This is a genomic window from Pseudoalteromonas sp. BSi20480 (genome assembly GCF_000241365.1).
Taxonomy (GTDB): Bacteria; Pseudomonadota; Gammaproteobacteria; order Enterobacterales; family Alteromonadaceae; genus Pseudoalteromonas; species Pseudoalteromonas marina.
In genome coordinates this window covers 53682-68753 of record NZ_BADX01000084.1, presented here as the reverse complement: position 1 = coordinate 68753, position 15072 = coordinate 53682, and the positions used below count along the sequence as shown (strand labels likewise).

Below are 15072 nucleotides of genomic sequence, written 5' to 3'. Positions count from 1 at the left end.
TAATTAAGCGACTTGATCTGTTATGTCTGCAATTTGAATCAGCTTGCGATTCAAAATCTTCTTAGTACAACCACAGCATTTTCCGCATTGGCTGCCGACGTTAAGCTCTTTTGCCAACTCACGCATAGTTGTTGCACCATCATCAATTGTTTGTTCAATTTTTTTTATCTGTGACACCGTGACATAGACAAATGTACATGATTACAAACCACTCTAATTACTTTCGATATAGTTATATTAATCTAAATAGTAATAGTTATCAATAATTTTTAGAGCATTATTTGAATTTTATTTTAAACCCAATTATAACTTTAGGGTAACCTTTCATACAAAAATTGGTAACTCATTGTTCCCCTAATCTTTTGTCAATTTTATTTAGTATCGCCATTGATTCAAATTAATAGATTGATCATTAAAATCTAATAATTAGTGAATATAGATTAGTTCATTTGAGAGTTGACTAATAAAACTTTCACTCAAAAGTGTGCACTAACACAAATATAAAGCACTTGCATAAAACTACTGACTACTCAGTTAGGCTCTTTTTGATAAAGAAAAAAAAGTAGTGATTTAACACTCAACAAATTTACTCAAGGGAGCGGCACTCTTAAACTAGACCCTATTTTTGCAATAACAGCCTTTAGTATCTGCTACGAGTAATTTTGAGTTAAACCCAGCAACTAAGTTAGTCATTGCCGTTTCTACAAAACCACTGCCCTGCGAACAAGCCAATCCTTCGGATAATGGCCCCGCATAAACAAACTCGCCATTCTTATCCATAATTACTGCGGCTGGCGTAGCTGGAATAACGTGATGTAACTCAGCTGAATAAGGATGCTCGATAATATTAAAGCCTTTTTCGTCAGCAAACCGTTTAAGTGCGGTAATGTGTGCTTTAGCCTGCTTTGCGCAACCACAGTTTTGCTCTATGACAAGAACTAAAGATGCCTCGTGTATTTGCGTATTCAACCCTAGCTGCTTTTTAAAACTTAAAAACCAACCTTCCTGTAATAGTACTCTGTCACTATCAAACGATTTTAGCTGGCCAACCTGAAAATAAACTAAGCCTGATATAACGAATCCTAACCAGGCTAATATTGTAAACTTTAAAAGGTGATCGTTACTTAAATTTAGCAATTGATTGCTCAAGTACATCAATACTCACGTCGATTAACTGAACTTTGTCGGTGAGTTGCTTAACAATATTGGAATCTTCGTACTGGTTTTGGCGCATTTGGTCTGTGCTGTTAGCAATTTGTTCTGTATTACCAGCCTGCTCTGAAACAACTTGTGCAACCGAGCTAGTACTACTCGACACCGCTTTTATCTGTTCACTCATTGCTGAAATATTTTCTTTCATTGCAGTGCTTATTTCAGTTAAATCAACAACAAAGCTTACGCACTGAGTCATTGATTGGGTAGATGTTTTACTATTTGTAACAAGGTCTTTAAGAGTCAGGCCTATTTTGTCAGTAGTTGCTTTACTATGGTTTGCCAATGATCGTACTTCATCCGCTACAACTGCGAAGCCCCTTCCGTGCTCGCCAGCTCTGGCGGCTTCAATGGCTGCGTTAAGCGCAAGTAAATTTGTTTGTTCAGCAATTCCAGATATTTCGTTTAATAAGCTTGAGATGACATCGCCGGCAGCAACGAGTTGATTAATTTGCTCTTCTGTATGATTTAACAAATTCAGTAGCTCTCTACTTTTGCTGTCGGTTTGCAATACGTCGTCTAAAGCCCCTTTTGCAGATTGTGTGATGCTATCTACTTGTGTTTTCAACACTTCGCTTTCTTGCTCTACTAATTTGAAACCATGCGCAACTTGAGCACCCGAATTAGCTATATCATCTGTTTGCTGAGTTCGTTGCTGTGCACCATTCGCTAGTTGATCATGAACTTGTATTAATTCACCCGAATTGATTTTAAGAGAATACGATTGAGTTTTAACTTGCTTAATAACGTCCGACAAGTAATCGAGCAAGGTGTTAAAACCAACAACGGCTTCACTTTGCGTGTAATCGGCTCTAAGAGATAATTTAATGTGCTCAGAGTTTTCCATGATTTGCTCAGTTGCTGAGCTAAGTGATGTTCCAGCCCGGCGCTCTCTCTCTAAAGTAATTGCTATGTAACCTACAACAAGCACCTCAACTATTGCATAAGCTGCATGAATAATCACAGTGCTAAAAGCAAGCCTATCAGGGTCAAAAACATAAAAGCCCGTATTTTGGGTTTGTAAGTAGTAAAAAGAAAAGTGGTGGACCGCGACAAACAATATAGCTGTAATGAAAACGCGCCACTGGACAAAAGCAATTAAAATAGGCATTAATATAAAAATTTCAAAATGCACTTCAATTAAGCCAAATGCTTGCTGTATATGCAGAAAAGAAAACATCATAATTGCAGCAGCGACTATGTGGGGTGTAATAGGGTTATTTTCTTGAGTTTTAAGTAGCCATATTGGTAATAAACACAACGGCAAACCGACTATAAATGCTTGAGTTAACGTACCAAAATAAAGGCCAAGGCCTATAGATTCGACGAATAAGATGACAAAAATAATTGTTAATAAACGACTAACACTAGACATAAAGACCCTAACTTTTAGTTTTACTAATACATTTAACTTAGTACAAATACAGCCAAATAGTACCGATATTATCAATGAATAATTTAAAATTTAATAATAATAAACATTTAATTTACACTATATACAAGTAACCTATTTAATTATAGGTAATATTTTCTTAAACGTAGGCGTAGCTGCAGTTTTTGTCCATTGAAATATAATAATTTCTGCACATGAAATTACCGCTCCGCCATGCTTTAGCTGTTCTATTGCGATACTTTTATGCTCTGCATTACGAGAGCCTATTGCATCTGTTACTAAAACCACTTCAAATCCATTTTTTAATAAATCAATACACGTTTGTAAAACACACACGTGCGCCTCAGTACCCACTACAACAATCGTTTTTTTGTTAAAACTAATTAACTTATCTAAGAAGCCAGCTTCTTCACAAGCACTAAAATGCACCTTACTAAAATACGTAGCACGCGGTAAAACAGATTTAATTTTGTTGTCGGTTTCTCCTAATCCTTGGACGTACTGCTCTGAGATAAGTGTTGGTATGTCGTAAACACAGGATGCCTGCGCTAATTTTAGCGTATTTTTTAAAAGACTTTGAAAATCACTAATCATGGGGGAAAGTCGCTCTTGAATATCTATGATCAGTAAAAGACTATCTTTAGCCTGTATGTTTGTTAAGCCCATTTTAAGACCTCCCTAAAACCCTTAAATAGTGTTAAATATTAGTTCATTGCATTAAATTTGCATTGATATAATTAGTTTATTTTTTGTAAAAAAAAATAAAAATTGTGCTATATTTAACACTTAGCTGTATAGAGCAGTACCTGTTTCGGAGATCGGTCATCAGTGCCAATAAGTAAATTATCCCTTTTTGTTCTATTTATAATGTTGTGTATGACCAATGCATTTGCATCGCAAAATTATGCCCAACAGCTACAGCGTCTTTCTACTGATGAAGGTCTTTCACAAAATTACGTTGTAAAAATACAAGAAGATGAGATTGGCTACATTTGGATTGCTACACAACAAGGACTAAATAGGTCTGATGGCTATAACGTTGGAACATTCGACGGTGGTTTTGAGCTAGACAAACATTACATTTCTACGCTGTTGAAAACACAAGACGGTAAGCTACTGGTTTCAACTGATATAGCTGGGGCATTCATAATAGATCCGCAAACTTTAAAAACAGAAAAAATTTACTCTGGTCAGCTCGATAAAGAAAAACAGATTTATTCACCTGTTGCAGCAATGGCCGAAAAAAACGAACTTTATTACTTAGCAATTGATAACCAAATAGTCACTTACGACAAAACCACTGCTACTTTTAAAAAAACAGCCGCTTTAGCTGAAAAAACTTCGTTTATTCGCGCTTTAACACTACACAACAATACACTTTTCATTGGTGCCAATAATGGGCTATATGCGTTCAACCTTGTAAGTAATCAGCTTAAAGAAATACCACTTCACTCTGCCGAACACACAACAATAGACAACATTAATGTAAAGTTTTTGCAGGTAGATAAAGAGCTTGGCCTTCTAATTGGCACGGTAGAAGGGCTGTATAAATTCGCATTTTCAGAAGATAACCTTGTACTCAGTTCTAAAATAACGACGCTTATTCCCGATCTTAATATCTGGGATTACATTAATTCTGAGCAGGGTGAGTTTGTAGCAACAGAAAAAGGGTTATATAGTTTTAGCCGGGTAAACGGCGAAATAGAGTTTATTTTAAATTATGAAAAAGTAAATTTAATATAAACGATAACTCAATAGACGATTTAACAATAAGCCAAACAGGAGTACTTTGGTTATCATCAAGAAGCCAAGGGGTATTCACGTGGCCCATTAATACAAGACGATTTAAAAATATTAAGTTGCCCGTCAATAATACGATAAACAAAATTCACGAAGACGAAGATAATACTATATGGTTTGGCACAAACGATGGCCTAGCTCAATACAACCCTAAAACAAAAACTACGCGTACTTTTTTAAACTCAACCGACGCTAAAGCAGTGTTTGGTTCGTCAGCAGTTTATGATATTTTTGCTTCCTCTCTTGGAAACAACCAATATTTATGGCTATATTCTTACAATGGGTTTGAATTGTTTGATAAAAATAGTAAGCAATTAGTATCAAATTTAAGTACTAATAACGATTTACTTACTCAACCTACTGTTTTCGGTTTTGCCAAAATTGGCACTCATCAATATGCATTTGCAAGTGACAAAAACTTTTACCTTTTTAACGAAAAAACGGGTGATATAAGGGTTATTAAAGGACTTAAAAACTTTCTAGACCCGATATATGCCTATGTGTTCCTTCCGCCAATAGAAACACACCCAAATGAACTTTTAATTAGTATGACCAACAGCCTATATAGGTATAACGAGTCAACACAAAGCTTAAACCAAATATTTGAGTCATCAAAGAATAGAGACGACATCTATTACACTGTAGATAATTATTACCATGACTTAAAAAGAAATATTTTATGGCTTGCAACTACTCATGAAGGCTTAATTGGCATAGACCCACAAAGTTATGAACGTAAACATTCTCTGGGGCTTAAAAGTTCTTTAAATTCTAATTCAATTTTGTCTTTAGTGCCTGATGAAAATGATTACCTGTGGGCAAGCTCTGAGAGTGGGCTCTACAAGGTAAACCTCAATACACTTAATGTTACAAGTTTTTCTGTTAAAGATGGTTTAAGCACCAATAAATTTACAGACTACACACAAAGAAAATTGAATAATGGGCAAATAATATTAGGTAGTAATGCTGGCGCGCTTCTTTTTAATCCTGCTGATTTCAATACAAAAGCAACAACTAAAAAAGATAAATTAGCAATTACAGATGTCAGTCTATTGACAAGAGAATTACCTTTTTCACCTCTTGCATACAGTAATCAACCACTCAAATTGAGCCATGATGATATGGGGTTAACGGTAAGCTTTTCTGACTTTTCTTACCCAGATACAAATAAAACGTTATATGATGTGGTTCTTGATGGCCCAACATCACTTACCTATGACAACTTAAAATCAAATCAGGTGTTTTTTACTAAACTTCAACCAGGAAGCTACTCTCTCACGATCAACGCTCATTTTAAAGATGGTGTAATTAAAGCCCAACCAGTTAAGCTGAGCATGAATGTAGCCTATGCTCCTTGGAAGTCACCCTTTGCGATATTCACCTATATTATAGTTATGTTAAGCCTCTTCGCTTTATTTTTCTGGCAATACCGTAACCGCCAAAATGTTATTCAACAAGCGCATACAGACACTATAAATTCGAAAAAACAAACAGAGCTCGCTCTTAAAAATAATAAAAGTGGAATATGGGATTTTCGATTTAAAGATGGTTCTGTAAATACCTTACGCGGCATAGAACTGGGTTATGAGAACCTTGAAGAACGAGTATCGATAGAGCTGTTTTATTCTATTATACACCCTGACGATAAGCGTCGATTTGAAACCAAATGGCAAGGCTTTATAAGCAAAAAAAGTAAAAATAAAAATTGGCAATTAACATATCGTCTCCGCCATAAAAATGGGCAGTGGTTGTGGTATCAAGACACTGGCCAAATAATTTTTGACACTCAAACAGGCAAACCTTTGTATGTATCTGGTATTTATACCAATATTACAGAGCAGCGTGCCAATGAAGAACAAGCCAAAATACTAGGTGAAGCATTTAGCCAAATAAACGATTGGTTACTGATTTTAGACGATCATTTAATGCCATTTTCAGCAAATAATAGTTTTATAAGAACGTTCTCTGATTCAGAGGAATTTACAAATATTAGCCCGAAACTATTTATAAAGTCTATTGGTAAAGAAAACTGTAAAGAGTTCGCAAAAATACTAAAAAAATTGCAACCAACTGAAAACTGGCATATTGATACGTTAATAAAAACAGCTAAAAGCAGTAAGCACCCAGTGCATATTAATGTGACTGCTGTAGCAAAAAGTACAACAGAAGTAAGCTACTATGTAATTGTTATTTCTGACCTAACAGAGCAAAAAAGAGCTGAAAATGAGCTGCGTTATTTAGCCAATTACGACGCACTAACAAAACTACCAAATCGTAGTTTAATGTATCAAGAAATTGAGGAAGCCATTAAACAAGCCGAAAGTTCAAATACACATTGCGCACTCTTATTTATAGATTTAGATAAGTTTAAGCCAGTAAATGACTCTTTTGGTCATGCTGTAGGTGACAAGCTTCTTTGTAATATTACTGAACGGGTGAGTAATATTCTTAACGAAAATGCACAGCTTGGCCGCCAAAGTGGAGATGAGTTTTTAGTTCTTATTAAAAATGTAGAATCTCAGGACTCATTAAAAGAAACAGTTATGCTAATTAGTAAAGAATTAGCAAATAAAGTGATGATTGAAGACTTTGCGATTAATATTTCTGCCAGTATAGGCGTTGCTTTGTACCCATTTGATGCAATAACAACCGACATTTTAATTCGTAATGCAGACGTCGCAATGATGCAAGCAAAGCAAAATGGCAGGAATGGTTTTAGCTTCTTTAGCGATGAAATGAACGAACAAATAAAACAAAAGCTAATGCTCGAAAATGATTTAAAAGATGCAGTAAAAGCCGACTTATTTTTTAATCATTATCAGCCAATTGTTGATATTGAAGCAAGAACAATAAATGGTGTAGAGCTACTAATGCGCTGGAAAAACAAAGAGCAATTTGTTTCACCCGCTGTGTTTATTCCAATTTCAGAAGAAACCGGTTTGATCGAGCGCTTAACTGAGTTAGCCCTTAAACGCGCACTTATTGAATTAGCGCCACTACTGAATGACAATCCATTATTTTATATTTCCTTAAACCTATCACCAAAACATATTTTAAAGGAGAACATAACCGAACGTTTACAATGCATACTAGCAGACGCGGGTATTCTGCCAAAGCAACTGAGGCTCGAAATTACAGAGACTATATTGCTTGAAGATAAACTGAAAGCTGCTAAGCAGTTACAAAAATTAAAAGCAGCAGGATTTAAATTATTGCTTGATGACTTTGGTACAGGCTATTCCTCGCTGACTTACTTGAGCCAATTCCCAATTAACGTCATAAAGATAGATCAAAGTTTTGTAAATAGTATTGGTGAGGACAAAGGAGACGAGTCAATTATTAAAACTATTATTTCTTTAGCTGAAAATTTAAACTTATATTGTATTGCTGAAGGCGTTGAAAATCGTGACCAAATGGAGTTTTTAATTAACGCTGGTTGCCATGTGCTTCAAGGATACTACCTTGCAAAACCAATGAGCGCTGAAGCACTTAATGAAAATAGTTGTTTTAGAAAAATTATTGAGCTTATTTGAAGCAACTAGCAAGGCATTAGAGCCCCCATCCACTAACACACAGTTCTAATGACCTTTGTGGGTTAGTGTTTGTTAAAACTTAAAGCGGTTTAATCGCAGCACCAGGTTGGCTACTACTCCTGCACTACTCTTCAGCCTTTACACGGTGTAACAGTAAACCAAAGCCGAGCAACAAGAATTAAACTGCCCCGGGAGATTCCTTTGGGGCCGCGTCTGCTTGCATTAATTCTGCGTTATCAACTATTTGTGAATGTACACACCTTATGTGCACTGTCTTGCCTAAGCACCATGTAGGCCGTTGGAATTTAACTTTGAAAGGTTAATAAACTCTAGTGAATATGATGGCATTCATGGCTTTCAATTTGCAGTACGCTACTCGTTACTCTAAACCTTTCAGCAAGCAGATTCTCTACCTTTAAGCGACATGCTTCGTCATGCTTTTCAATAGTACAGTGCTTTTTGAGTACCACATGAGCCCCCACCACTAGGCCATCGTAATTACGTGTTACAGTTACATTATGTACGTTATGTACATGTTCTATGCTTGTGATTTCGCTTTCAATATCTGTTACCTTGGGAAGTTTTGCTTTATTTAAACGCAAACCTTTAATACAACTTATAATTACTTTAATGCCCGTAAACAATACAAACGACGCTATAAGCATACTCGATAAAATATCGATGACCGCAAGGCCTGTGAAATATATTAGTACACCAGCAACAAAAGTGGACACAGTAGAAATCAAATCAAAAAACGAATGTAAGAACACGGCATAAACATTAATGCTTGCTTTTCGTCCCTTGTATAATACCCAAGCAGCGGCACCGTGGAACAAAAAGCCTAGCCCCGCAATTACCGACATTAAGTAACTATTTATCTCAAGTTCGTTACCTTCATGCTGATGAATAAATCGCTCCCCACCTTCATATAGAATCACCAAACTAATTACGAGATATAAAATGCCATTAATAAGCCCACCCATTAACTCAGCCCGTTGATAGCCATCATTGAAAGTTTTAGCTAAGTGAATAGCAAAACTTGAAGCAATTAAGGCAATAAATAGCGAACTATTATGCACAAACAAATGTCCTGCATCAGCTAATACAGCAAGCGAATTAGCATAATACGCGCCAATTACTTGTATGATCATAAATGAGCATGTTATTGCAAGCGCAATGAGTAAGCGCCTACGAGAAGCTTGGTGTGTTGTAATTTCGGTCATGAAATACTTGGGTTACCTATACTTAGAATGCAAGTAAGCCGCTAAAGGCTCACTGAAGAAAGGAGTAATGATATACAGTATCAATTATAATGCGTGACTCACATAAACGCACTAAAAAAGTTAGTAATATCAACAAAACTGTACTAAAACTATATTATAAGAATAAAAATCAATCGGATATGTCCTATCTTTTATAGAAAATGAGGTAACTTAAACGTTGAACTCGATTAAAGAGATCTGGAGTACATTAAAGTGTCTCCCTTTTGCTGTTTTGGTCCACGACTCAAAAACACGCAACTACAAAGCGAACGAATCCGCGTTAAACCTGTTTAATTTAAAGCAGCATTCTGACTTGAATGAAAATCACTTTGGTCACATAAAGCTAATAAGCCCTTTAAGTAAAAAAACTTTATTATTACAGAACCTTTTTGATGTTTATCTTATACCTAATGTTCAAAATAAAGTGGTGCTTGAAGTAGATCAAACAGCCTTCTTACTGAACATTAAATTTGCCAATATTACCGAGACCGTTTCAATGATCACCTTTGAAATAGAAAAACAAACAATTGATGAACAATATAACTTTGATGTTGTTATATCGAATATATCAGCCGATCTCATTGATATTCAAAACGATGATGTAGATAAACATATTAATTATGCATTAAAAGCAATTGGCACTGTATGCCATGCAGATCGCAGCTATTTATTTAAATTTAACGATGAAAACACGCAAATGAGTAATACTCATGAGTGGGTAAATACGGGAATAACACCATTCAAAGATTCACTACAAAATATTCCTAAAAGCGAACTTCCCTACTTTTTTAAATTAATGAACGACACTTACCTTTTTAAAGTAAATGATGTTGCGGATTTACCAGCCTCTGCAGGTGGTGAAAAAAAAGAATTTGAACTACAAAAAATCAAATCAGTAATGTGCATTGGCTTAAGCTACGAAAAAGAGCTTGTTGGTTTTATTGGTTGCGATTGTGTATCAGTAAAACGTGAATGGACAAACCTTGATTTAATCAGAATAAAATTAGTGGGGGAAATACTAACCAACGCGTTCAAAAATATAAACTATAAACAAAAATTAGAACTTACTCAGCAGCAACTTATCACAGCCAATCAACAATTAAGTGAGCTGGTAAATACAGACGGCTTGACTAACATAGCTAATCGTCGATGCTTTGATCAAACTATAGACGACGAAATACAACGATGCGTTCGTTACCAACAACCCATTAGTTTACTTATTTGCGACATCGACTTTTTTAAAAAATACAACGATAGTTATGGTCATCAAAAAGGGGATGAGGCATTAAAACAAGTTGCTGAAACACTGCAAAATTTATGTAAGCGCCCCGGCGATCTAGCAGCTCGATATGGTGGTGAAGAATTTGCACTTATTTTACCCTGTACCAATACTGATAATGCATATTGCTTTTCCACTCTAATTCAAAAAGAAATAGCCAAGTTGGGTATAGAGCATAAATATTCAGAAGTGAGTGATATGCTTACTTTAAGCATTGGTTTTTATAGCCTAATTCCTAACACAAAAACAATAGCAGAAGACATTATTGCAAAAGCAGACGCTGCTCTTTATAACGCTAAAGAAACTGGTCGAAATAAAATTTCCGAGAGCCCCCCTCGATAATATGTACTTCTTAAGTGCCCACTTTTTGTAGGTAATTACATTGAAAAGTGGTAGTCTTTATTAGTTTAAAATTAAAACAACACACCATTTTATGATTAATTATTATAAGGAATATTTAAATGGATCCAGTGTCACAAATTCTCGATGTCGTATTTACTGTTGAGGCATTTTTACTCATATTTGTTATTGTGCTTCTAAAAAGCAGTGTTAAATTTGTCCCTCAAAATAGAGCTTGGCTAATTGAACGTTTTGGTAAATACCAATCAACCAAAGAAGCCGGCCTTAATTTTATTATTCCGTTTATCGATAGAATATCTGCCGACCGCAGCTTAAAAGAACAGGCCCAAGATGTTCCATCTCAATCAGCTATAACAAAAGACAACATCTCGTTAATTGTAGATGGCGTATTGTACTTTCGAGTATTAGACCCGTACAAAGCTACCTATGGTGTTGACGATTATACATTTGCAGTTGTTCAGCTTTCGCAAACAACAATGCGCTCAGAGCTTGGTAAAATGGAGCTAGATAAAACTTTTGAAGAGCGTGACCTACTAAACACAAATATAGTAGCTGCAATAAACCAGGCATCTGAGCCATGGGGTATTCAAGTACTGCGTTACGAAATTAAAGATATTGTGCCACCGAACTCGATTATGGAAGCTATGGAAGCACAAATGAAGGCTGAGCGTGTAAAACGTGCTCAAATTTTAGAGTCTGAAGGTGACCGTCAAGCAAATATAAATGTCGCTGAAGGTAAAAAGCAAGCACAAGTGCTTGCTGCAGAAGCAGATAAAGCTGAGCAAATTTTACGTGCAGAAGGTGAAGCTACCGCAATTACAACCGTCGCTGAAGCACAAGCCAATGCACTATTAAAAGTCGGTGAAGCCGCTGATACAGAGCAAGGGCAAAAAGCGATTCAACTTGATTTAGCAACTAAAGCCATTTCGGCTAAAGAAGCCATTGCACGTGAATCATCTGTTGTTCTTCTCCCTGACAACGCAACAGATGCAAGCTCAATGGTTGCGCAAGGCATGGCAATCATTAATAGTTTAAACAAGCAAAATAAAGGTTAACACCTAAAGAGGTTTGTATGGATTTTATTATACAAAATTTACCACAAGCACTTATGGTGCTTGGTATAATTGCCTTAATAATAGAAGTAGCCGTGCTGGGTCTCTCTACTATTATTCTATTATTTTTTGGCTTATCACTACTGATAACTGGTTTTTCAATGAGCTTAGGAATATTGCCTGACTCATTAACAACTGCACTATGGAGTAACACAGTGGTAACGGCTATTTTAGCCATTGGCCTGTGGAAACCTCTAAAAAAAATGCAAAACCGTGTGGATACAAAGCCCGTAACAAACGATTTTGCAGAGCTTACTTTTACCCTAGATGACGACGTTACCGATCAAGGGTTAACTACGTATAATTATTCAGGTATTAGCTGGAAATTAAAAAGTGAGCAAACAATTACTGCAGGCACTCGCGTATACGTTATGAAAAAAGATGTTGGCGTTATGTGGGTCAAACCAGTCTCCCAGTAACCTGTAACCTGTAACCTGTAACCTGTAACCTGTAACCTGTAACCTGTAACCTGTAACCTGTAACCTGTAACCTGTAACCTGTAACCTGTAACCTGTAACCTGTAAACAAATTATAAAATAACGGGTGGCTCTAGTTGCCCGTTTTTTATCCCGCTAATTTGAATTGTCGTCCCTTGTATATTTTGTAAGTCCTTATTAGACTCGCACACTGCTGAAGTCACAAATAGCAGCTCACCTTGTTTGCCGCCAAATGCTGTACATGTAGGATTGAGGTTATTTACTTTTATTGTATGAATTACTTCTGCATCAGGCGATAAACACATAATACAGCCCATTCCCCATACCGCTAACCACAAGTTACCAATACTGTCGATTACGCAACCATCGGGATCTACATCGGTGTTATTAAATTGATAGAATACCTTCGCCGTGCCAGCAACTTCACCTGTATTAACATCAAGGTCAAGAACATAAATACAGCTTGTAAAAGAGTCACAATAGTAACCACGAGAGCGAGCTTTATCAAAACACAAACCATTAGGAATGGTTAAATCAGTCACAATGCAATCTAGCTTTTTATTGTAATAGCGGTATATCTTGCCCTGCCCTTTTTCGGCAGTAATATCCATTGTACTTAACCAAAAACCACCCCAGGGATCGGCACGCCCATCGTTTGAGCGCCTATTCGTCTCGCCACTTTCAAGTTCCGTAATTAACTGAGGTATTTTACGCTTTATATTGTAACGATAAATCCCAGATTCAGTTCCTAAAATTAAATGCTCTTTATCTTGCCAAGCTATAGCTGTCACTATAAAAGGCATTTCAACCGAGTAAGCATTTGCTGGTTTACCGAGTGAGCAACAAAATAACAGTTTTTTATTGATATCAACCCAGAAGAGTGTTGCCAACATTGGGTGCCATAGCGGACTTTCGCCAAGCTGATTTTGCGTATTATTAAATAAGGTGATTTTAAAATCGCTCATTATAGAGTTTATTTACCTTTTAGGAGCAAACTATGACCTTGGTACAATTATTCGCAGTACAAGGCTCTTAAATTATCGGGCTCGAAAGCAACAACGGCTAAATTATGCTGACTTACGTTCGCGATATAATAACTATAACAATGTCAATTTATGCAAAAATATTGACGCATATTATCCATCTTAATGTTGCAAAATCAGTGACCCTTTTAAAGGTTTATTATTAACATAAGCTTGAAGCCTAACATTAACAAAAAATATAACTCAGTGCGATGGAATTACAGCCATAAAATTACTAAAAATATCATGCCAATTAATTAATATATTAACTACCGACATATTTATTAAATTAAATGTCTTATTTATTGTTTACTTATTATTGAATTAACCTTTAATAGGAATGCAACCTATTGATAATATGTGTTTTATAGCTCGCCCTCACTCGCCTTAGTTGGTAACATAAAGTCAGATTAAAAGGAGTTACAATTATGGCTAAAAATATAAAACATGCACTTGTAGTCGAAGGTGGCGCAATGCGCGGTATATTTGCTGCAGGTGTCCTTGATGAATTTTTATCGCAAAATCATCAGCCCTTTGATTGTTATTTTGGCGTATCTGCAGGAGCAACAAATGTAGCCGCATTCCTATGTAAGCAACCCATGCGAAACTACAAAGTGATCACCGATTATTCATGTAGGCCGGAGTTTATTAATCTGGCTCGGTTTTTAAAAGGTGGTCACTTATTTGACCTTGATTGGTTATGGGAAGAAACTATTCGTGAAATTCGTCTACAAACCGAAATATTTGAGCAAAACCCACAACCGTTTTATATTGTTACTACCGCTATAGATTCAGGTAAAGCCTATTATTTAGAAGCAACAAACGACAATATGGTTGAGCAATTAAAAGCATCCTGCGCAATTCCTATTGCATATCGTGATTACCCGATTATAAATAACACACCTATGACGGATGGTGGAGTTGCAGACTCTATTCCTGTTATCAAGGCGTATGAAATGGGGGCGCGCGAAATAACGGTTATCTTGTCACGTTCACGAGGGTACAAAAAAAAAGCGACAAAAACGTCTTGGCTCACTAAACAAATTTATAAGGGCTATCCTGCACTCATAAATGCAGCATTAAATAGAGCTGACGTTTATAATAAAAGTATCGATTTTATAGAAAACCCACCCAGCGATTGTATAGTTAATATTATTGCACCACCAAAGCACTTTAAAGTGGGCAGAACCACTAAATCGTTTAATATTTTAAATAAAGGATACCAAATGGGCATAACTGAAGCGCGTGCTCACTTGCAAGCACCCTAAAATAAACAATTAAAGAAAATACTTTAACCGCCGATATTAATTATAATTTAGTCAGGAAAAAATATGAGTGAAAAAATAAATGACGATGCACTTCATGCTCTTAAAATAGCGTTTACATATATGCCAAAAGCTATTGAAGTGACTAAATATGAATATGGTGAGCACTATCAAACGGTCCTTGATCATATAGAAGCCGTAAGAGAAACACTTATGATAAACGATGTTGATCCAGAAGAAGTTGATGGAGATATCAACCCAGAGTACACACCTAACTCAACATACTAAATTACAAATTAGATAACGTGCACACAAATACGCTAAATCTATGTTTTAATAAAATCGTTTTTTATGTATTTAGTTGCCGAGATAGTAATAGCTTTTTATCACTTTTTAA

At 35.9% G+C, this 15072-nt stretch carries 10 protein-coding genes and 2 pseudogenes; 6 read left to right on the top strand and 6 right to left on the bottom strand.

Annotation, left to right across the window (positions count from 1 at the left end; genetic code table 11):
• Positions 1-3 precede the first annotated feature (3 nt).
• From P20480_RS19195 to P20480_RS08940, 4 genes and pseudogenes are all read right to left on the bottom strand, one after another.
• Positions 4-199 (bottom strand): annotated as a pseudogene (locus P20480_RS19195) ((2Fe-2S)-binding protein).
• A 413-nt stretch (positions 200-612) separates the two neighbouring features.
• On the bottom strand, positions 613-1155 hold the full coding sequence (locus tag P20480_RS08930) for a DUF6436 domain-containing protein (protein WP_083830898.1): 543 nt from the start codon (positions 1153-1155) through the stop codon (positions 613-615).
• A complete protein-coding gene (locus P20480_RS08935) occupies positions 1121-2587 on the bottom strand; it encodes a methyl-accepting chemotaxis protein (RefSeq protein ID WP_008129747.1) in 1467 nt (488 codons plus the stop codon). The genes P20480_RS08930 and P20480_RS08935 overlap by 35 nt, the downstream gene beginning before the upstream one ends.
• Positions 2588-2719: 132 nt before the next feature.
• Positions 2720-3271, bottom strand: coding sequence for an isochorismatase family protein (locus P20480_RS08940; RefSeq protein ID WP_008129744.1), 552 nt, complete (start codon positions 3269-3271; stop codon positions 2720-2722).
• Between the two features lie 210 nt (positions 3272-3481).
• Between P20480_RS08940 and P20480_RS18110 the strand changes: the two are divergent.
• A pseudogene (locus P20480_RS18110) lies at positions 3482-7938 on the top strand (EAL domain-containing protein).
• A 329-nt stretch (positions 7939-8267) separates the two neighbouring features.
• On the opposite strand, the gene P20480_RS08945 reads toward P20480_RS18110, so the two are convergent.
• Positions 8268-9161 carry a cation diffusion facilitator family transporter gene (locus tag P20480_RS08945; protein WP_008129736.1) on the bottom strand — a complete coding sequence of 298 codons (894 nt, stop codon included), beginning with the start codon at positions 9159-9161 and terminating at the stop codon, positions 8268-8270.
• 217 nt (positions 9162-9378) lie between these two features.
• Between P20480_RS08945 and P20480_RS08950 the strand changes: the two genes are divergently transcribed.
• The 3 genes from P20480_RS08950 (at position 9379) to P20480_RS08960 (ending at position 12370) form a co-directional block, all read left to right on the top strand.
• Positions 9379-10821: a sensor domain-containing diguanylate cyclase gene (locus P20480_RS08950; RefSeq protein WP_033025454.1), complete on the top strand. Its 1443-nt coding sequence runs from the start codon at positions 9379-9381 to the stop codon at positions 10819-10821.
• Positions 10822-10940: 119 nt separating this feature from the next.
• Positions 10941-11894, top strand: coding sequence for an SPFH domain-containing protein (locus tag P20480_RS08955; RefSeq protein ID WP_006791622.1), 954 nt, complete (start codon positions 10941-10943; stop codon positions 11892-11894).
• 17 nt (positions 11895-11911) lie between these two features.
• A complete protein-coding gene (locus P20480_RS08960) occupies positions 11912-12370 on the top strand; it encodes an NfeD family protein (protein WP_008129732.1) in 459 nt (152 codons plus the stop codon).
• A gap of 110 nt (positions 12371-12480) precedes the next feature.
• Here the strand turns inward: P20480_RS08960 and P20480_RS08965 are convergent, their stop codons facing one another.
• On the bottom strand, positions 12481-13353 hold the full coding sequence (locus tag P20480_RS08965) for an SMP-30/gluconolactonase/LRE family protein (protein WP_008129730.1): 873 nt from the start codon (positions 13351-13353) through the stop codon (positions 12481-12483).
• Positions 13354-13838: 485 nt separating this feature from the next.
• Here P20480_RS08965 and P20480_RS08970 point away from each other — a divergent pair, with 485 nt between their 5' ends.
• Together P20480_RS08970 and P20480_RS08975 are read left to right on the top strand one after the other, a co-directional pair.
• Complete coding sequence (locus P20480_RS08970) at positions 13839-14678, top strand: patatin-like phospholipase family protein (RefSeq protein WP_008129729.1); 840 nt, start codon at positions 13839-13841, stop codon at positions 14676-14678.
• 63 nt (positions 14679-14741) lie between these two features.
• The gene (locus P20480_RS08975) at positions 14742-14963 is read left to right on the top strand and encodes a hypothetical protein (RefSeq protein WP_008129726.1); all 222 of its coding nucleotides are present in this window, start codon (positions 14742-14744) and stop codon (positions 14961-14963) included.
• The last annotated feature ends 109 nt before the right edge of the window (positions 14964-15072 follow it).